Source organism: Peptoniphilus obesi ph1 (assembly GCF_000311865.1).
Lineage (GTDB): Bacteria > Bacillota > Clostridia > Tissierellales > Peptoniphilaceae > Peptoniphilus_E > Peptoniphilus_E obesi.
Map to the genome: position 1 here is coordinate 292,866 of NZ_HE978582.1, position 20,317 is coordinate 313,182.

Genomic DNA, 20,317 nt, shown 5'->3' on the forward strand with positions numbered 1-20,317 from the left:
AATCACCCTATCCTTCCATCGGACATGGTGAGAACTCTTGAAGTTTCTTCAGCCAGTTCAGTATTGTGGGTTATTAAAATAATTGTCTTTTTCTCCACTTCATTTAATTTATGGAATATATCCATAACTAGCCTGCCAGTCTTTGAATCAAGAGCACCAGTAGGCTCATCTGCAAGAATTATATCTGGATCATTTGCCATCGCTCTTGCTATTGCAACTCTTTGCTTTTGACCACCCGATAATTCATTTGGATTATGGTCTTTCCTATCTTCCATATCGACAAGTTTTAAAAGCTCGATTGCTCTTTCTTGTCTTTTTTCTTTTTCAACTTTTCCATACATCATGGGAAGTTCAACATTGCCCATGGCAGAAATTCTCGGTATAAGGTTGAAGTTTTGAAAAACAAAGCCTATTTTTTTATTTCTTATCTTAGATAGGTCCTGGTCCTTTGCATCGGAAACATTTAAGCCGTTTAAAAAGTAAGTTCCCGATGTTGGTCTATCAAGTAGTCCTATAATATTCATAAGAGTAGACTTTCCAGATCCACTAGCACCAACTATTGATACAAACTCTCCCTCTTCAACATCTAGGTCTATGCCATGCAAAATTTCAAGTTCATTTTCCTGGCCTATATAGTATTTTTTTACTATATCTTTCATTAAAATCAATTTTTGCAAATTAATCACCATCAACTTTAATATCTTCTAGTCTAACTTTCATTCCAGCACTATACTTATCTGGTGAATTAATTACTCTTATGCCTGAAAGATCATTTTCTGATGTTACCACTGCTTCATAATCATTTTTATCCCTGATAATTACTGGCATTTCCTTTATTGTTGAAGCTTTATTTATTGCATTCTTATCTAAATAAAGTACAAAGTCTTTTGAATTTTTTTCATATATTGCAGCAAGAGGTATTACATATACATCTTTTTTCTTTTCGAAAATATATTTTACTCTCAAAGTCATGCCAGGTTTAATTTCATTTTCTCTATCATTTTCAAGGCTTAGTTTAACTTCATAGTAAACTTCGTTTGTTTTTTGTCCTCCTGCTGGATTGCTAGGGTCTGCAGAAATTGGCGTTGGGTTTATTGATTCAACTTTACCCTTGAATACTTTTGATTTTCCCACTGCATCACTTGTTATTTCTGCAGGAAGTCCTACTTTTAACCTATTTACATCAAATTCTTTTACCTTTGTCTTAACAACTATCCTATCAACTGTATCAACTTTTGCTAAAAAATCTCCTGCCACTTGACCTTCTTCAACATTAACACTTGTTATTGTTCCGTCTATTGGAGACCTTATAACTGTTTTTTCTAGGTCTTCATATAAATATTTAAGATCAGTAGAATCAATTCCTGTGTTGGCTGAAGATTTTGCTATTGATAAATTATTTTTAAGAGATGATATTTCATCTTTTGCAGCTTCTTCTGCTGAGGCAAGATTTCTTAGGGCTGATTCATAAGCACTTTTTAAGTCTTGAGCATTTTGTCTGTAAACCTCTAATTGGTCTTTTCTTGTTAGTTTAGTTTTTTCTTTTTGCTCACTATTTGCTTCTTTATCAGTTTTCGATTTATTTAGGGCAAGATTTTGTTGTTCTATTTCCATCTTGCTAGGATCAAGTTGCTTTCTTCCACTTTCGACTTCTGCTTGGTACTTGCTAAGGTCTGCTTGTGCCGATGCTAGGTCTTCACTAACTTCTTTCAAGCTATTTTCTAAACTAGCAATCTGACTTGTATAATCTACTTTGCTAGAATTATTTTGATTTTGTGAGTTTCTGCTTATTTCATTGATCTGGTCTTGTATTTGTCTTTCTCTATCTTGTAAGGAATTAAGTAAATCTTGCGAACCTGCTTGAGTCCTATCTACAGAATTTATCTTCATACGAATTTCTATAAGATCACTATTTAATTTGCCCAGCATTTCTTGATTACTTGGCATAGATAAGTTTGAATCTTGCATTTCTTTTTGTGATCTCAAATCTGATATTTGTCTTGTCAAATTATCCTGTCTATTCCTTAAATTGTCCACTCTAGCGCTAGCTGAACTTAAATTAGCTTCAGCATTTCTAATTTCATCTTGTAAATTACTATATTTTCTTATGGATTGGTCTAAGTTTAACTGAGCTGAATTTAAACTATCATCTGCATTTTTACCACTTTGGTCTTCCTGGATAATTTGGTCATTATAACCAAGACTTAAAGATCTTTGATAATTATCATATGTTTTTTCAGCACTTTGCCATTGGTCATAGGCTGATATAACTGCATTATTTGCTGCAACAATATTTGCATTGGTTCCCTTTTCTAGATTTTTATTTGCATCTGAAAGTCTATTTTGTGCATTTTTTATTTGCGCTGCAGATGATGAAGAAGTTGATGCTATGGCTGCTTGTTTTTGAGCAATTTGTTGTCTTATGCTAGAATCATCAAGCCTTGCTATAATTTGGTCTTTTACAACCTTGTCCCCAACTTCTACATTTATTTCTTTGACTGGAAGCTGCTTTTCAGCAAAGATTGTCGTACTGTTTTCGCTGATTGCTTCTCCACTTTCTCTTATAGAATTTTCAAAATTCTTTTTCTTCATTTCCGTAGTTTCTGCCTTTGCTAATACTTCGCTATCATCTTTATTTGCAAAGATTAATTTAACTGCAAATAAAGCAATCAGAAGTAAAGCAAGTATAATAAATAGTTTTTTATGTTTTAAAATAAAAGCCTTTACTTTTGTCATAGCTACCTCCTAACTATTTTGATTATACTATAGGCTTATTAAATTTTAGATAAATATTTTCTAAATAATTTCTAAAATTTCTAATCATTGTCTTCATCTGCTTGCTTTTTTATTTTTTCATAAACTAAATAAGAATAAAGCATTGGAATAAAAACCATAATAATTATAGCTCCTACAAATATATAGGAATTATATTCTTTAAAAAGTATTGTTCCTATAAGACTTACAAGACCTCCTATTACCCAAAGATAACCTGCTAACCTGTGTGTCTTTTCCCAAACATAGTCACTTGCTAAGGTCCAAGGAAGTTTAATTCCAAGAGTGTAATTCCTCTTAGTCTTTGGTAGATAGTTTCCAATCAAGATAAACATTATAGAAAGCGCAAGATTTAAATATAAATCAATTCTTGGTCTATAATTTAATCCATAAGAAATTGTTATAGCACTTGTTAAAATTGCTAAAATTGGTACAAATATAAGGACTACATTAAGGGCCTTGTCTCCTTGGTTTTCAACTTTTGGGTCCTTATTTGTAATAAAATAGCAAAATAAATATAGAACTAGCATAAAACCATTTACTCCAAAAAGTGCCATCTCTTTGCTGGCAAAACTATCAGCCTGGTTATTCATATTAAAATGAATTGGCAATTCACTTGGTAGCCTTTTATAAAAAATTAAGCATACTGCAAATACAAATAAAAATATTAATAAACCTAATTTAAAAGCTGTTTTCCTTTTCATACTAATCACCCTTTTTCGTAAAATTTAAAATATAAGATATCACTTCTTCAAACACCGACATATTTAACTTATAGTAAATATAATTTTTTTCTTTTTTGGAAATTATTAAGCCGGCATCTTTTAAAAGAGAAAGATGGTAGGATACAGTTGCGTTTTTTAAATCAAAAGCTTCTGCAATTTCTCCTGCACTCATGTCCCTATCTCTTAACATAAATAGGATTTTTCTCCTATTTTCATCATTCAGAGCCTTTAAGCTTTTATCGATATTGATAAAACCACCTCCAAAATCTATTTAGAAATATTTCTAAATAGATTGTATTATTTGAAATGACTTTTGTCAATTCTATTTAGATAGTTTTCTAAATAGTCTTTATTTTAAATTTTCTCATAAAAATATTTTTAAATTTTTCAAACAAAAAAGACGAGGATTTTCCCCGTCTTCTAACTTAAATTTTAAGCAAATATGAATTTTAATTAGTAGCGATTAAGTGCAGTTAAAATTTTTGGTGCGATTAAAGCTGCAACAACAGCCTTTAATAAGTCTGGTCCTATAAATGGAATCATTCCAACTGCTAAAGTTGATTGAAATGTCATCGGTGTCCCATTAACTTTTGTAAGAATTATATACATATATGGTAGACCGATTGCATAAAAAATAACTTCTGCAAGAATAAGTACAGATAAAATTTTAATAAAGTTTTTTTCTCCATAAGCAAGTTTTGAAATTACATAAGCTGCAATTATAAAAGAAATTAAAAATCCAAAAGTTGGTGCTAAAACCATTTGCACGCCACCGTGAAAACCTGCAAATACAGGAATTCCAATTAGACCCACAAGAACATATGTAAGTACGCTTAAACCAGCAAATTTTGGAATTAATAAAAGTCCTGCCATAAATACAAAAAAGTTTTGCATACTAAAAGGAACTGGTCCCAAAGGAATAGTAATAAAAGCGCCAACAGCAATTAAAGCTGCCATAAGAGCTACTTGTACTAGGTCTTGTGTCTTCATCTTTCTTTCTACTCGATTCATTATTTTAATACCTCCCAAATCATTTAAAGTCTTAAACAATTATTTATTTTAAACAATGTAAACAATTTTGTCAATTAGGTTGACATATAAAAAGCTTTTTTTTATACTAATTTTATTAGAGGTGTTGAATGAAAATGAATTTAGAAAAACTAAAAAATACAGTGTTAAAAGGTGGACAAATCTCTCGTCAAGATGCTATCGACCTGTATAATGAAGACTATGATGAATTAAGAGCAGCTGCTGAAGAAATTCGTAAACATTTCTGCCAAGATCAATTTGATATGTGCACAATTATCAATGCAAAAAGTGGCCATTGTCCAGAAAATTGCAAATTTTGTGCCCAATCAGCTCACAATCATGCAAAAGTTGATGTCTATTCTCTTTTGGACAAGGATACTATTGTAAATGATGCTATTGAAAAATATCGCAGGGGTGTCCCTAGATATTCTTTAGTTTCGTCAGGAAAGTCTTTAACTGAAAAAGATATTGATAAAGTTTGTGAAATTGTAAAAGCTATCCACGAAATAGAGCCTGGAGTCAAGGTTTGCTTATCAGGTGGATTAATTTCTGCTGAAGGTTTTAAAAAATTAAAGGCAGCTGGTGTCATAAGAGTTCACAACAACTTGGAAAGTTCAGAAAATTTCTTTAAAGAAATCTGCACAAGCCACAGCTTTGACCAAAAAATTCAAGCTATTAAAAATGCTAAAGAAGCTGGCATGGAAGTTTGCAGCGGAGGAATTATTGGTTTGGGAGAAGGGATTGAAGACAGGGTTGATATGTTTATTAGCTTAAGAGATTTAAATGTAGCTTCTATTCCTGTCAATGTTTTAAATCCAATAAAAGGAACTCCGCTAGAAAATAACAAGATTTTAGACCAAGAAGAAATCAACAGAACAATTGCAATTTGTCGCTTTATAAATCCTAAGGCAGCTATTCGTCTAGCTGGCGGTCGTGCAAACATGGAAGAATTAGGAAAATCTTGTTTCAGATCTGGTGCCAATGCAGCTATTACAGGAGATATGTTGACAACTTACGGAGCTCGCTTGGAAGATGATATGGAAATGGTTAAAAAAATGGATTATCATATTTGTGCAATGTAAAAGTGTAAAATAAATTTAAATTTGATGCAAGCGAATCAATTTTAGTCTTGCATCTTTTTTTGCAAAAATTTAAAATATTTATTTATAATTTTTATTATCCTATTTTATATAACTTTTAAAATAAAAAAGACGGGTTGTCCCCGCCTTAATTTTTATCCTAATCTTATTTGTTTTTATAAGCCCCAAAATCTACATCTTCTAAAGAATCAGCTATCTTTAAATTGTGGGCTATTTCAATTGCCATCTTATGTTCTTCTATTGAATGAACTCTTACAACCTCAACATCCTTATAGCTTGCTATTGAACTTAAAACTGCTGAACCCATGTCTCTATTTCTAAAGCCTTCTTCTGTATTTTCATCCATGTTTATATTTATATCGTTTAGCATATTAACGATAAATCTTTTTCTTGATACTCCAAGAAAGATTGTGTAGCCTAGATCATAAATTCTTTCAACATTATTTATAAGTTTAAGATTTTCTACCTTTGTTAGTCCAAAGCCAATTCCAGGATCTAACATTATTCTTTGGTCTTCTATTCCAGCTTTTTTAGCTAGCTCAAGAGATTTTTTGAAATAAAAATCCATAAGGTCTAGTATTGGCATGTCTTGCATTTTTTTGTATTCTTCTTTGTTAAATACATCATTGTTACCAAATTTTGGAAATATTTTTGCACTCTTGTGTTCTGGTCTAGCTATTACAGGATTGAACATGACAATTGCTCCAGCCTTTGAATCAGCTACAACATCTGCCATCTTGTGATCGCCTAAAAATCCTGTAATATCATTTATAATATCTGCTCCTGCTTCAATTGCTGCTTTTGCAACATCTGCCTTCCAAGTATCGACAGAAATAGCAACATCCATTTCTTTTTTTATAGCTTCTACAACAGGAACAACTCTTTCTATTTCCTTTTCAATTTCTACATAAGTAGAACCTGGTCTAGTTGATTCCCCACCTATATCTAATATACTTGCCCCTTGGTCTATTAATTCTTGACTGTGCTTTAAGGCAGCATCGATATTATTCCACTTTCCTCCATCAGAAAATGAGTCTGGAGTAACATTAACTATACCGCAAATTCTTGTTTTATCTCCGTGTTCAATTGTTTTATCATTAAAAACAAATTTTAAATCTTTCATCATGCACCTCGGTTAAATGTAATTACTAATCTAATCTTTCTATTATTTTATTAATTCTACAAGTATATTATAGGATAAATAAGTCTTTATTCTATAATTTTTTTAAATTAATAAAAATATTAAATAGAAATAATTTTTTGCAACAAAAAAGATGCACAAAGTCATGCATCTTTTCTAGTTTTATTAAATTAGATTTCTTCAGAATTTTCCCAAAGACCGTGAATATTGCAATAGCTTAGTGCATAAACAATACCTTTTTTGTCAGTTTTTAGTTTAGCAGCTACATATGGTTTTGAGAAAAGTTCTTCTTCTCCATGTGCTGAGAATTGGTAAGAACCAATTTCTACAGGGAATTTAGCTCCTTCTGCTTGGAAGAATAATTTTATCCATGCAATGTGATGTTCTAATGTGTTTGGATGTTCAACTTCTTCTCCAACTTGTGCAGTTACTAAAAGTTCACCATCTTTATTTTCAACATGGATTACAGGAACGTGTTTTTCTTTCTTCCAATCAGCAGTTTGTACAGTTTCAGTTAATTTTTTCAAAGTATTACCTCCAATAAATTCTATAATTATACTACACTAATTATATACCCAATCTAATTGGATACAATAATTTAATTTCCACTTATTTCCATTACTTGATAATAAGACCAGTGGTCCTTCTTTAAATCTTTAAATGGATTTTTGCTATATTTGTCTATAAATTCTTCATTTGGAGTCCTATCTAGGATCTTATTTAAAACTGTTGCCACTTCGGCCCTTGTTATAGCTTCGTTTGGATAAAATTTATTATTTCCTCTACCATTCATATAACCATTGGCACTCACTGCTTCAATAGCATCTTTTGCCCAGAAATTATCTTTAACATCTTTAAAAGATTGTCCTTCTTCATCCGCTTCTAATCCTTTAAAGTTAGCAATAACTTTTGCAAATTCTGCCCTTGTTATTGATTTTGTTGGCTTGAATGTATTATTTTCATATCCACCAAAAATTCCTTGTTTTTGAACATAACCTACACTATCTGCAAACCAATCAGCCTGTTCTACATCCTTGAAGTCAGAAAAATATCCAACTGGACTAGTTCCACCATTGTCTATTGTTGCAAGAACAGCAGCAGTTTCAGCCCTTGTCATCTTTTTATTTACTCCAAAAGTATTATCTGTGTAGCCCTTCATTATTGGACTTCTTAAAAATGCAGTGGCTTCTTTTATTTTTTTGATAGCATCTGTTATATCATCACTCTTTAGATCAGACTTGATTTGTATATACTGACCATTGGCAATTGCTGCAACAAGTCTTGCTGAATCTTCTTTATTAGCTTTGGAAATATTTATAAGCTTTGCCATCTTTACATAATCATCAAGTATTTCCATGTTTTCTTTTTTTGTTCCTATTAAAGAATCATCAACCATAGAATTAGAATCATATTGTTCTTCTGCATCTTTGACAACAAACTTTTTATCAATAGAAAAATCTGCACCATTTATTTTGTAGTTGCTCTTTACTAGAATTTCTGTTCCTATTTTTTGTTTGTCAATTTTTATAGAAAACTTACCATCTTTATCAGCCTTTGTCTTGGCAATTTCTTTTCCATCTTTTAGAATAGCTATATTTGCTTCTGGATTGGCCTTGCCTTGAACCACTTTGCTATTTGTGTATATGCTATTTACATCTAGTATGGATTCTTGATTTTCTAATTTAGTGTTTGAAATAAGATTTTTTTGAACAGAATTTTCATTTCCTTGCCTATCGACATAGGTTAAGACAAATGAGTTATTAAATGAGTCGCCACTTGCTGCTTTTTTAACTTTTGTTTTTATATTTACCTTGAATTTTTCTGCACTACCTAGGGCTTCTGTATCATTAATTGAAACACTAATTAAATCTTGATTACCATCTTTTACCTCAGTCTTATTTAAACTGATTTTTGAATCAACAGGATCAATTCCTACAAATTTAGTTCCTTCAACCTTTAAATTGCTGTCCATTAAAATACTAACAGCAAAAGATCTGTATTTTTTATTGTAGTCTTTTGGAAGTTCTACAAGTAAATTATAATCCAATGAATCGTTTTCATTAGCCTTATAAACAGCTGGTTGTTCAAGCACAACTAAAATATCATCACTGGCATAGGCTATTGTTGTAAGATTAAAAATCAATCCTGCTATAATAAGTATCGACGCTATTAACCTTTTCAAAATATCACCTCTTAACTATAATTATAAAGTAATAAAGTATGATTAACATTAAATTATCGTGACATTTTACAATAAAAAAAGCTGAATTACTTCAGCTCTTTTTCTCTTAATTCATCATATAAAACTCTTACACTTTTATTTAAAACTGGGTGGACAAAGTGCGGTGCAATTTCTACTAATTGCTCAAGAATAAATTCTCTTTCTTGTATATAAGGATGAGGCACTATTAACCTTTCTGTATAAATTTTTTCATAATCTACAAAAAGTATATCCAGATCAATAATTCTTGGCCCCCACTTTTCTATTCTCTTTCTACCCATCTCATCTTCTATCTTGTTCAAAATCCTAAGCAAATCATCTGGATCTTCATATGATGATCCTATTACAATTTTATTTATAAAATCATCTTGGTCAGTTTTTCCCCAAGCCTTATTTTTTAGAAGTCCGGATTCTTTTACTATATCAATTCCATTTTCCTTCATTAAGTCTATGGCTTCTTTGATATTTTCTTCCTTGTCCCCGATATTTGTTCCTATACCAATATAAAAATTCCTACGTTTCCTAGACATTTTTATTGATATCATATCTACGCCTGTGTGGACAGGGGCCCATGGTTTTTTTACTTCTAAATCAACTTGTTCAACTATTTTATATTTTTCAAAGATAAATTTAATTATATCTAAGCAACTTGTTTCTATTAAATCAAATTTCTCTTTTTTGTATCTTTCTATTATTTCAAAGCAAAGCTCTCCATAATTAATTGAATAATTAAGATCATCAGTTTTTGCAGCTTTGGATTGGCTGTAGTAAACAGATAGGGATAGTAAAAACTTTTGTCCTAAAGATTTTTCTTCTTTAAATACTCCATGATTTGCAAAAATTTCTAGATTTTTAATTTTTATACAGTCCATATCTTCCACCCCTAGTATTTAATAGTTAAATTTTTCTTTTCATCAGACCAATTGCATTTGTCCCTTGCCGGACATCTAAAGCAATATCTAGAAAGTTTGTCTGCCATATAAAACATTTTTTCTAGGCTCTTGTCTGGATTTTTTTTATTTCTATGATTTTTTATTAAAGATATTATCTTTTTCTTATCTTCTTCTGAAAATTTTGTCGCAGCAAGAAAATGGGGAGTCAGTTCTGCCGATGCTATTTCGTGTCTAGTTCCATCTTCAATTTCTTTTATCCTGCCTATATCATGAAGAAGGGCTGCAGAATAAACTAAGTCTTTATCAAAATCCACCTTATTTTCATAGCAAAGAATCACACAAATCCTAGCCATGTCAATAAAATGTTCTAGATTATGCCTGCAAAAGATCCTATCTTTTTCTAAATATACAAGTTTTTCTAAATACTCTTTATAATCTGTTTCAGAAAAAATTATATTAGTATTTTCCATTAATATCCCATCATTTTAAAGGCTTCTTCTCTTAATTTTTCGTCTTCTTCAAGAACTCCTCTTGCAATATAAGTTACTGTTGATGTTCCAGGTTTTTTAATTCCTCTCATGTTCATGCACATATGCTCTGCTTCAACTATAACTAAAACTCCCTTAGCTGTTAGATAATCCATAATTGCATCTGCAATTTCAAGATTTAGTCTTTCTTGAAGTTGAGGTTTTTTTGCATAAAGGTCTACTGTTCTTGCAAGTTTTGATAGACCAGCAACTCTTTGATCTGGAATATAAGCTATATGTGCCTTACCCCAGAATGGAAGAAAATGATGTTCACACATTGAGTAAAAAGGTATGTCTTTTTCTACTACCATTCCACCTTCTACTAGTTCAAAAGTTTTTGATAGTATTTCTTCTGCATCTTTTCCAAGTCCAGAGAAGATTTCTTCATACATTCTTGCTACTCTTTGAGGTGTTTCTAAAAGGCCTTCACGATTAGGATCTTCCCCTACTGCCTCAATTATCATAGAAACTGCTTTTTCAATTTTTTCTTTATCCATTATTTTATTAACATTCCTTTGCAATTTATTTTAAATATAAAAGCATTATCCGTACGGATAATGCTCCCGCAAATTCTTATTATGAGCGGAAGCGATAAGACATCGTGAAATTTCGTTAAAAAGCTACTTCCCATCTTTTTACACTTAACGCATCTTATCTACTCTATACTTCCCCCATTATACCACTTATAGGTTCTTTGTAAATAAAAAAGCAAAGTATTAGTATACTTTGCTTTTAACTTAAATATTTTAATTAAAATAATGTTGCTAGTATTGGACTTATTACCCTTAAGAAAAAGATAATAGCCAAAGCTGCAATCATTGGTGTAATTTGATTCTTTCTACCAGTTATTAACTTTAATAGTACATAAGACATAATACCAAAGCTTATACCTTCTGCTATTGAATAAGCAAATGGCATCATTGTTATTGTTAGAAAAGCTGGTACTGCTTCTGTGAAATCTTTAAAGTCTATTTCTGTAATCGGTTCAATCATAAATAAGCCAACCATTACTAGAGCAGCTGATGTTGCTGCAGCTGGAACTACAGAAAATAATGGGAAGAAGAATAAAGATATAAAGAAGAAAAATGCAGTTGATAATGATGTTAAACCTGTTCTTCCTCCATCTGCAACACCACTTGCAGATTCAACAAATGTTGTAACTGTTGATGTTCCAAGTAAGGCACCAACTATTGTTCCTACAGAGTCTGCTAAAAGAGCCCTGCCAACATTTGGAAGATTTCCCTTTTCATCTAACATGTCTGCCTTAGTAGCAACACCTGTTAGAGTTCCAATTGTATCAAACATATCTACAAACAAGAATGTAAACATTACAGAAAACATTTCAAAAGTAAATAGATTTTTAAATTCTAATTTAAAAGCAATCGGTGCTAGTGATGGTGGAAGTGAAAATATACTTGTTATTCCTGGAAAATGTGAAACCCCAAGTATAACTGATAAAATACTTCCTCCAACTATACCAAATAATAAAGCTCCCTTAACATATTTTGCAGTAAGAAAAGCCATTAAAAATAATGAAAAGAAAAATATTAATGATTCTGGAGTAAGTAAATTACCTTTTTCTAGGATTACTCCTTCTCCTTGTTGAATGATTCCTGCATTAGTTAGTCCAATTATTGTGATAAATAAACCTATACCAACACTGACAGCTTTTTTTAGACCAATTGGTATTGATGCAAAAATTGCTTCCCTGACATTAAAAATACTTAAGAATACGAAAATAATTCCTTCTAAAAATACAGCTGTTAATGCATATTCCCAATCGTGTCCCATGGCTATAACAACAGTAAATGCAAAGAAAGCATTTAGTCCCATGCCAGGAGCAAGTCCGAAAGGTAAATTTGCATAAAGACCCATGACTAACATAGCAATTATTGATGAAATAATTGTTGCAGTAAATACAGCCCCTTTATCCATTCCTGTTTGAGACAGGATATCAGGATTTACTATTAATATGTAACTCATGGTCATAAAAGTAGTAAGTCCAGCTAGAAATTCTGTTCTAGGATCTGAATTATACTTTTTCATTTTGAATTTTTTTTCTAAAAAACTTGTTTCCATATTATTCCCTCCTAAAAAACATTATAGCAAATATTATTATATATTTTGCAATATACTTTATATTATAAAATTAAATATATAAAAAGGGTATAATTAATAGTTAAGGAGGCCAAAATGAAATCTTATAAATTAATTGATCAAGAATACATTAAAGATGTAAATTCTGATGTAAAAATATATGAACACATAAAAACTAAGGCTAAGGTTTTGACCCTAGCAAACGATGATAATAATAAAGCTTTTTCAATATCTTTTAGAACTATTCCAGAAGACTCAACAGGCACTGCCCATATAGTTGAACACTGTGTGCTTTCTGGTTCTAGAAAATATAGGACAAAAGAACCTTTTATGGATATGATCAGAGGCAGCATGCAAACTTTTTTAAATGCAATGACTTATCCAGACAAGACCATGTATCCAATTTCTACTAGAAATAAAAAAGATTTTTATAATCTTATGGATGTATATTTAGATTCAGTCTTTTATCCTATGATGTATGAAAAAGAAGAAATATTTAGACAAGAAGGCTGGCACTATGAATTAGAAGATAAGGATAAGGATCTAATCTATAACGGAGTTGTCTACAACGAAATGAAGGGAGTTTATTCAGATCCACAAAATATTGTTTCTGATTTAGTAACTTTTAACCTTCACAAGGATTCTTCTTATGGAATTGATTCAGGTGGAGATCCAAAAGAAATTCCAAATCTTTCCTATGAAAACTTTTTAAAATTCCATAAAAAATTCTACCATCCTTCAAATTCCTACATCTATCTATATGGCGATTTAGACATGGAAGAAGCCATGGACTATATAGACAAAAACTATTTATCTGATTTTGACTACCAAGAAGTAGATTCAAAAATTATTTTAAATCCTGCCTTTGATGAAGAAAAAGTTGTTGAAGATAGCTATTCTGCATCAGAAGATGAAATGGGAGAAAATAAAGACTATCTTGCCTACAGCTGGTGCATTGGAAAAAGTGATAATAAATTAGATTTATTTATGCAAAACTTTTTACTAGAGCTTTTAGTAAATTCAGAATCAGCTCCTTTAAAAAGAGCCTTGCTTGAAAAAAATCTAGCAGAAGATATATATGGAGAAAGTTCATCATCTCTTGCCCTTGATTTTTCAATTATTGCAAAAAATACAGAGGCTGCAAGAAGAGATGAATTCAAAGAAACAATATTTTCCTGCCTAGAAGACCTAGTTAAAAATGGAATAAATAAAGATCTTTTACAAGCAACTCTAAATAAATTTGAATTTACATTTAGAGAAGGCGGCGGCACAATGAAATCCATCATCTACAACATCAGGGCCATGAACACCTGGCTTTATGATAAATCGCCAATTGATGGATTAAAAACTGATGACTTGATAAAAGAACTTCATGAAAATATAAAGACTGATTTCTTTGAAAAATATATAGAAAAAAATCTCTTAAACAATAAATACGCCCTTCTTCTTTCAGTAAAACCAGAGCTTAACAAGGCAAAAAAAGAAAATGAAAAGATAAAAAATGACTTGCAAGAATATAAAAAATCTCTAAGTGATGAAGAAATCCAAAAACTTATAGACGATACAAAAAAATTATTTGATTTTCAACTTTCAGACGACTCAAAAGAAGCAAAAGCAAGCATACCAAGCCTTGATATAGAAGATATTTCAAAAGAAATAACCCATATTCCAAGACAAGAAGAAGAAAAAGATGGAGTTAAATATTTATTTAATGAACAATTTACAAACGGAGTAAATTATGTAATTTTTTCTTTCGATGCCAATCACATAGAAAAAGAAGATTTAGAAGATCTTTCTTTGATGACAAGACTACTAGGCAGACTTTCTACTAAAAACCACGACTACAATGAAATTGACACAAGCATTTATAAAATAATGGGTGGATTTTCTGTAAACCCATCAGTCTATGCAAACTTTAAAGACCAAGATGACCTAAATGCAAGAGTAAACTTATCTTTTAAAACCCTAGATACAAACTTTGAAAAAACTCTAGACCTTTTAAAAGAAATACTTGAAAGCTCTGACTTTGATGATAAGAAGAGAATAAAAGAAATATTATTAATAGATAAGTCCTCAATAGAAGCTGCCCTACTACAAAGCGGCCATGTAATTATGATGGACACAGTGAGAAGCTACTATTCAAAACAAGCAGCCTATAGTTCAAAGCTTGCTGGTTTGGATAATTATTTCTACCTAATCGATTTATTAAATAATTTCGATGAAAAGTGGGAAAACTTTAGAGATTCTATGAAAAAACTTGCAAAATCTTATCTAAATTCAAATAAATTAATTATAAACTTCACATCATCAAAAGAAGCTTATGAAAAAAATAAAGTATACCTAGAAAACTTTGCAAAAACTCTAGAAAATAAGGAAAATAAAAAAGCAGACTTTGCCTTTGAAAAAAATCCTAGAAACGAAGGCTTTGCAATCTCTTCAAACGTTCAATACATTTCAAAAGGTTATGACTTAAAAGATTTAGGACTTGAATACAAGGGTTCCTACTCTGTATTATCAAATATAGTTTCATCAACTTATTTGCACGACAATATCAGGGCAAAAGGTGGTGCCTACGGCGGAGGAATGAGACTTTCAATAACAGGAGATCTACAAACCTACTCTTACAGAGATCCAAACCTTGTAAATACAATAGATGTTTATAATAATATCTATAAATTTATAGAAAGTCTTGAACTAGACCAAGAAAGCATCAAAAACTTTATAATTGGAACAATGAACACCTTTGACCCAATGCTTTCAGAACAAGCAAAAGGCAGCCTAAACTTTGCAAGATATATGACAGGCATAAGCGAGGAAATAATTTCTAAATACAAGGAAGAAGCAATTAAGACAAATCTTAGCGAGCTAAAAGAAACAGCATCCTATATAAAAGAAGCCATGGACAAAAATTATTTATGTGCAATTGGCGGAGAAGATATATTAGAAGAAAATAAAGATTTATTTAAAACAATTAAAAAATTAAAAAATTAATATATCTTAAATAAGATACCCTCTCTACTATTTCTAGTAAAGAGGGTATCTTTGCATTAAAAAAGGACTAGGTGTTTACTAGTCCTTAATTTTAACTTAATTTTTCTTGTTTTTTCCCAGCCAACATATCCAGGATAAATATTGCTATTACATTATAAAATAGCCAGGTTTTTTTGCTATAACTTAGGTAGGCCGGTGTCCAAATTGGGAAAAATTTTTCCTTATATGCTCTGAGTCCTTCAAAAGAATAAAATCTGTAGCCAAATTTATATATTAAATAGGCAAATTTTTCTTCTGTGAAGCTGTTTGCATTTATGCCTACATTTGAAAACGGCGACATGCCCATGTTAAAATATTTTCTTCCATTTTGACTTTCGTAGATAAATAAGTTTAAGAATAGAAAATCCATAACTCCACTTGGAGCTCTTTCTCTGTCATATCTCATTAAGTCTACTGTAGTCCATTCTTTTTCTGAGTTTGGCATTATATTTGTAAAGGCTATTATTTGTCCATCTTCTTTTGCCACTGCTATTTCGCAAATTTCCAAATAGTCTTTCCTAAAATAACCTAGAGAAAATCCTTTTTCCTTCCTTCCGCCTAGCCAGCTATCAGAAACTTTTTTAAGCTCATTCAAAGTTTCTTTATTATGAGGTGGTTTTATGATTTCAAATTCTATTCCATTTTTAGCAAATTTTGACATTACATTCCTATTTGCCTTGTTTTTTCTTCCTTCTAGATTGAAGTTTTCTATTGGAATAGCTGCTTTTTCTCCAAATTTTATAAAGTTATAACCATAGTCGTGGAGTTTTATTGTTTGTTTTTCTTCTATTTCATAAAAAACTGGATTGTAACAATACTCATCTGCTTCTTTTATAAATTTTTCTATTAATTTTGGGATATCTTCTGGATCTCCAAAGGCATTTCCCATTACTATGATCTTGCTCTTTAATGTATATATAGAAATCGCCGCACTTGGAACTTTTATAGTTTGTCCTGAATCATCTTTTTCTTCTCTGTAATAGTAGTAAATATCTTTATCGCCAACTAGGGCAAGGCTGGTTTCAGGATCGCAGTCATATTTTTTTATTAGATTTAAAACTTTTTTCCTATCCAAACTTTCTCCAAGCTTTACCCTAGCTGCTTTTAAGTAGTATAGAAGAGGATAAGATAGGGCGAATAAAACTAAGATAATAACTGCAATTTCTAAGAAAGACTCTTCAAAAGGAATTATTAAAAAGTCATATTTATTTTCACTTACAAAATAATAATTAGATGTTGTTAGTACTACTGTGATTGCACTTACTAAAATAAAAATCATTAAATCAATTGTAATATTTTCAAGTGAGTAGATAAGTTGTTTTCTGTAGTGGATTTCCCTTGAGAATATATTTAACACCAGGCAAATTAATATATAGATTATTTCAATAATTCCAAAATTTGTGGCAATTGAATAAATCAATGCCAAAATTAAATACAATAAGGTTGCTTTTTTTGCTCTTACAACTTTTAATTTATTGGCACGGCCAAGAATTATAAAAGAAAATCCAAATACTAAACTTGGAAATTGATAAATCAAGTTAGCATCAAATTTGTTAAGGTCTTTTAAAATTTCTATATCCAAAGTTTCATCTGGTGCTGCTATTGAAAATAACATAAATATTCCCAATACATATAGCATAAAAGATAATATATCTAGTCCTATAGACTTTACTATTTTCGAGGGAAGCTGGTCATTCTTTTCATCAAACACAGATCCTAAATCTTTTACAAATAAAATAAGTCCTAGTGCAAATGGTAATAAATAATAAAATATACGGTAAAGCAAAAGCCAAGTAAGCACCAATTCTTTATCTATACCAATGGATGCAAAAGCAGTAATCGCAACTATATCCATAGATCCAAGGCCACCTGGTATAAAGGATGCAAGCCCTGCAAGATTTGCTATTGTAAAGATTGAAACTATTACAATTGGATTTAATTTTATGCCTAGAAAATATCCTATGCTTGCAAAAAATATACAAGCAAAAGACCATTCAAAAATTGATGTAATAGATACTTTTAGTCTATAAATTTTTGAAATTGGCATTGTTTCATTTTTAATTTTTGAAAGTAAAATTATTACCGGATAATAAAAAATTCCTCCTAGTAATATATATTTATAATTTATTAGTATATGACTCCTCGATATAAGTAGGTAAAGCATAGATATAACTGCAAGCAAGGATATACCGACAAAGTCAAATAAGAATGATTTTACTAAAAATTTTAGAAAAGATTTATCATCTTTTTCTTCTCCAAAATACCTCATCCTAAGCCCTATGTTTATAACTCCTCCAAAGCCTATCAGGTTGTTAAAAGAATTTATTACAATAGATTTTTTTGCAATTTCTAGCTTGGTCTTTTCACTTTGAAATTCTTTATTCATCAATAAATCATAATTTATCATTGGACTTACTGCTATAAATCCAAAAATCATAAGAATGAATAACTTTATCAATCCAAAACTTTGGAATATATTTGAGACTTCTTCTATAGATATCTCTTTTTTTAATTTTGATATTTCAAGTATTACCAATACCACAACTATTGATAAAAATATCGGCTTTATATAATCAAGTATTTTCTTAAATTTCTTCAATTTTATCTCTTCCTAAAAAATCTAAAATTACTTTATTGTAAAATTCAGGTGATTTTTTTGCTATGTGGTGACCTTGTTTTTCAACTATGCAAAGTTCTGATTTTTTAAATTTATTAGCTATTTTTACAAAAGAGTCAAGATAAATCACATCACTTGCACCTGCTATTATAAGGACTGGGAAATCCATTTTTTTATAGTCCTTTTCTTTAATTTTTACACTCTCAAATAAAAGACTGTATACGTAAAAATAATTCTTCAAACTCCTAAAAATTCTAGAAGTGAATTTCAAAAAATAGTAGCTAATATAAGTAAGTATTCTTGGCATAAGTTTTATTTGACCTATATTTTTGTTTGGAGAATTTAGTATAAGTTTTTCAACTCTTTCTGGCCAATTTTTCGCAAAAGTTAAGGCGAGATTTGCCCCATCTGAAAAGCCTAATATATTTGCTTTTTCTATTTCTAAATAATCCATAATATCTAAAATATCTTTTGATAAGTCTTCAAAATCAAAACTTGGATCTATATCATCGCTTTTACCATGTCCCCTGGTGTCGATTGCTATAAGCTTATAATGTTTAGAAAAATCGATAAATTGCTTTTCAAAATAATTTAGATTGTCATTATTTCCGTGAAGAAGCAACAAGGGATCTCCATTTCCCATTATTTTTACAAAAATTTTTGCTCCATCTCTAACTCTTATATATTTTTCCATAAGCTCACCTAAGCCTATTTTACTACTTTTTTCCTAATTTTTACTTATTATATTCATCGATTAAAAATTATTTCTTTATTAGTCGATTTTTATATGCTATAACTTTAGAATTAAATTTATCTTTTAGCATATATATTAAATTTGACCTATTATATTAAATTTTTATATTTATATGCTATTATATAACTACATTGGGTAAAAATATATTATTTGCCCAATCAGCAATAATAAAAAAGGAGAATAAGAATGGAGAAAAAATCAAGTTTTTTTAATAGCTTAGTTTTCAAACTACTACTTGCCATAGTAATTGGTATATTTGTTGGTTCTTATGCAAACTTAGCTGTTATCGAAGTAATTGATGCTATCAAGAAAATTTTAGGAGAACTTATTTTATACATAGTTCCTCTTATAATTCTTGGATTCGTAACACCTGCAATTGTAAGCTTAAAGGATTCTGCTGGTAAGGTTTTAACAATTACACTAATAATTTGTTACCTATCATCTTTTGGTGCAGCGACTATGTCTATCTTCGCTGGTAAAGCTATTATTCCAAAACTTAATATAGCTAGTAATGTTGGATCAGGAAATGCAATTCCTGAATCAATTTTTAAATTAGAAATTGCTCCAATAATGCCAGTTATGACAGCTCTTGTAACTGCTATATTAATTGGTCTTGCTGTATTATGGACTAAATCTGAAACATGGGAAAAATTATTATTAGAATTTAATAATGTTGTTCTTGCAATTGTTGATAAGGTTGTAATCTCAATACTTCCACTTTATATAGGTACAACTTTTGCAGGACTTTCATACGAAGGTGTAATAATTCATGAACTTCCAGTGTTCTTAAAAATTATCTTAATAGTAATCGTCGGACACTTCATCTGGATGACCCTTCTTTATTCTATAGCAGGAGCTATATCAAAGACTAATCCAAAAGAAGTATTTAAATATTATCCACCAGCTTACTTTACAGCAGTTGGTACAATGTCAAGTGCTGCAACTCTTCCAGTTGCATTAAAATGTGCCGGAAAATCAAAGACTATTGATCCACAAATTAGAGACTTTGTTATTCCACTTTGTGCAAACACTCACCTTTGCGGATCTGTTCTTACAGAAACATTCTTTGTTATGACAGTTTCTCAAATTATTTATGGTAAACTTCCTGATACATCAACTATGTTCTTATTTATATCTTTATTAGGAATATTTGCCATAGCAGCTCCAGGAGTTCCAGGAGGAACAGTTGTTGCATCTCTTGGTCTAATAACAAGTATATTAGGATTTAACGATGCTGGTACTGCTTTAATGTTATCAATCTTTGCCCTACAAGACAGTTTCGGTACAGCATGTAACGTTACTGGCGACGGTGCAATTGCACTTATGGTAACAGGAATTTTAAATAAGGTACCTGGCAGACAAAAAGATAAAGTCGATGCTTAGAAAAACAAAAAGTATAGGTTATTAATAA

The 20,317-nt window shown here is 30.4% G+C and carries 17 protein-coding genes and 1 riboswitch; of the genes, 3 read left to right on the forward strand and 14 right to left on the reverse strand.

From position 1 onward, the window contains the following. Nucleotides 1–2 precede the first annotated feature (2 nt). The 5 genes from HGPB_RS07315 to HGPB_RS07335 form a co-directional block, all read right to left on the reverse strand. On the reverse strand, nucleotides 3–677 hold the full coding sequence (locus tag HGPB_RS07315) for an ABC transporter ATP-binding protein (RefSeq protein WP_019133032.1): 675 nt from the start codon (nucleotides 675–677) through the stop codon (nucleotides 3–5). A 1-nt stretch (nucleotide 678) separates the two neighbouring features. Further along, nucleotides 679–2,736, reverse strand: a complete 2,058-nt coding sequence (locus HGPB_RS07320) for an HlyD family efflux transporter periplasmic adaptor subunit (protein WP_019133033.1) — start codon at nucleotides 2,734–2,736, stop codon at nucleotides 679–681. An 80-nt stretch (nucleotides 2,737–2,816) separates the two neighbouring features. Continuing rightward, complete coding sequence (locus HGPB_RS07325; RefSeq protein ID WP_019133034.1) at nucleotides 2,817–3,476, reverse strand: SdpI family protein; 660 nt, start codon at nucleotides 3,474–3,476, stop codon at nucleotides 2,817–2,819. Between the two features lies 1 nt (nucleotide 3,477). Continuing rightward, nucleotides 3,478–3,768 (reverse strand): autorepressor SdpR family transcription factor, encoded by a 291-nt coding sequence (locus HGPB_RS07330; RefSeq protein ID WP_316245539.1) that lies wholly within the window; start codon nucleotides 3,766–3,768, stop codon nucleotides 3,478–3,480. A gap of 182 nt (nucleotides 3,769–3,950) precedes the next feature. Then, nucleotides 3,951–4,508 (reverse strand): biotin transporter BioY, encoded by a 558-nt coding sequence (locus tag HGPB_RS07335; RefSeq protein WP_019133036.1) that lies wholly within the window; start codon nucleotides 4,506–4,508, stop codon nucleotides 3,951–3,953. Nucleotides 4,509–4,636: 128 nt separating this feature from the next. On the opposite strand from HGPB_RS07335, the gene bioB reads away from it, so the two are divergent. Beyond that, nucleotides 4,637–5,608 carry a biotin synthase BioB gene (gene bioB, locus HGPB_RS07340; protein WP_019133037.1) on the forward strand — a complete coding sequence of 324 codons (972 nt, stop codon included), beginning with the start codon at nucleotides 4,637–4,639 and terminating at the stop codon, nucleotides 5,606–5,608. Between the two features lie 163 nt (nucleotides 5,609–5,771). Here the strand turns inward: bioB and folP are convergent, their stop codons facing one another. The 7 genes from folP to HGPB_RS07375 form a co-directional block, all read right to left on the reverse strand. Next, complete coding sequence (gene folP / locus HGPB_RS07345; RefSeq protein ID WP_019133038.1) at nucleotides 5,772–6,749, reverse strand: dihydropteroate synthase; 978 nt, start codon at nucleotides 6,747–6,749, stop codon at nucleotides 5,772–5,774. 188 nt (nucleotides 6,750–6,937) lie between these two features. Then, nucleotides 6,938–7,294, reverse strand: coding sequence for a class II SORL domain-containing protein (locus tag HGPB_RS07350; RefSeq protein WP_019133039.1), 357 nt, complete (start codon nucleotides 7,292–7,294; stop codon nucleotides 6,938–6,940). 71 nt (nucleotides 7,295–7,365) lie between these two features. Then, entirely contained in the window at nucleotides 7,366–8,949 is a 1,584-nt protein-coding gene (locus HGPB_RS07355; RefSeq protein WP_019133040.1) for an S-layer homology domain-containing protein, read from the reverse strand. 86 nt (nucleotides 8,950–9,035) lie between these two features. After that, the gene (gene folK, locus HGPB_RS07360) at nucleotides 9,036–9,860 is read right to left on the reverse strand and encodes a 2-amino-4-hydroxy-6-hydroxymethyldihydropteridine diphosphokinase (protein WP_019133041.1); all 825 of its coding nucleotides are present in this window, start codon (nucleotides 9,858–9,860) and stop codon (nucleotides 9,036–9,038) included. 11 nt (nucleotides 9,861–9,871) lie between these two features. Beyond that, nucleotides 9,872–10,351: an HD domain-containing protein gene (locus tag HGPB_RS07365; RefSeq protein WP_019133042.1), complete on the reverse strand. Its 480-nt coding sequence runs from the start codon at nucleotides 10,349–10,351 to the stop codon at nucleotides 9,872–9,874. Beyond that, the gene (gene folE / locus HGPB_RS07370) at nucleotides 10,351–10,905 is read right to left on the reverse strand and encodes a GTP cyclohydrolase I FolE (RefSeq protein ID WP_019133043.1); all 555 of its coding nucleotides are present in this window, start codon (nucleotides 10,903–10,905) and stop codon (nucleotides 10,351–10,353) included. Before folE ends, HGPB_RS07365 begins: the two co-directional genes overlap by 1 nt. Nucleotides 10,906–10,985: 80 nt before the next feature. Further along, a riboswitch (THF riboswitch) is annotated at nucleotides 10,986–11,073 on the reverse strand. Between the two features lie 85 nt (nucleotides 11,074–11,158). Next, complete coding sequence (locus tag HGPB_RS07375; RefSeq protein ID WP_019133044.1) at nucleotides 11,159–12,487, reverse strand: NCS2 family permease; 1,329 nt, start codon at nucleotides 12,485–12,487, stop codon at nucleotides 11,159–11,161. A 114-nt stretch (nucleotides 12,488–12,601) separates the two neighbouring features. On the opposite strand from HGPB_RS07375, the gene HGPB_RS07380 reads away from it, so the two are divergent. Continuing rightward, a complete protein-coding gene (locus HGPB_RS07380) occupies nucleotides 12,602–15,496 on the forward strand; it encodes an insulinase family protein (RefSeq protein ID WP_019133045.1) in 2,895 nt (964 codons plus the stop codon). A 91-nt stretch (nucleotides 15,497–15,587) separates the two neighbouring features. Here the strand turns inward: HGPB_RS07380 and mprF are convergent, their stop codons facing one another. Both mprF and HGPB_RS07390 read right to left on the reverse strand, forming a co-directional pair. Continuing rightward, nucleotides 15,588–18,134, reverse strand: coding sequence for a bifunctional lysylphosphatidylglycerol flippase/synthetase MprF (gene mprF / locus HGPB_RS07385; protein WP_019133046.1), 2,547 nt, complete (start codon nucleotides 18,132–18,134; stop codon nucleotides 15,588–15,590). Further along, a complete protein-coding gene (locus tag HGPB_RS07390; RefSeq protein ID WP_019133047.1) occupies nucleotides 18,121–18,846 on the reverse strand; it encodes an alpha/beta fold hydrolase in 726 nt (241 codons plus the stop codon). The genes mprF and HGPB_RS07390 overlap by 14 nt, the downstream gene beginning before the upstream one ends. A 246-nt stretch (nucleotides 18,847–19,092) precedes the next feature. On the opposite strand from HGPB_RS07390, the gene HGPB_RS07395 reads away from it, so the two are divergent. Then, nucleotides 19,093–20,289 (forward strand): dicarboxylate/amino acid:cation symporter, encoded by a 1,197-nt coding sequence (locus HGPB_RS07395; RefSeq protein WP_019133048.1) that lies wholly within the window; start codon nucleotides 19,093–19,095, stop codon nucleotides 20,287–20,289. Nucleotides 20,290–20,317: the final 28 nt, after the last annotated feature.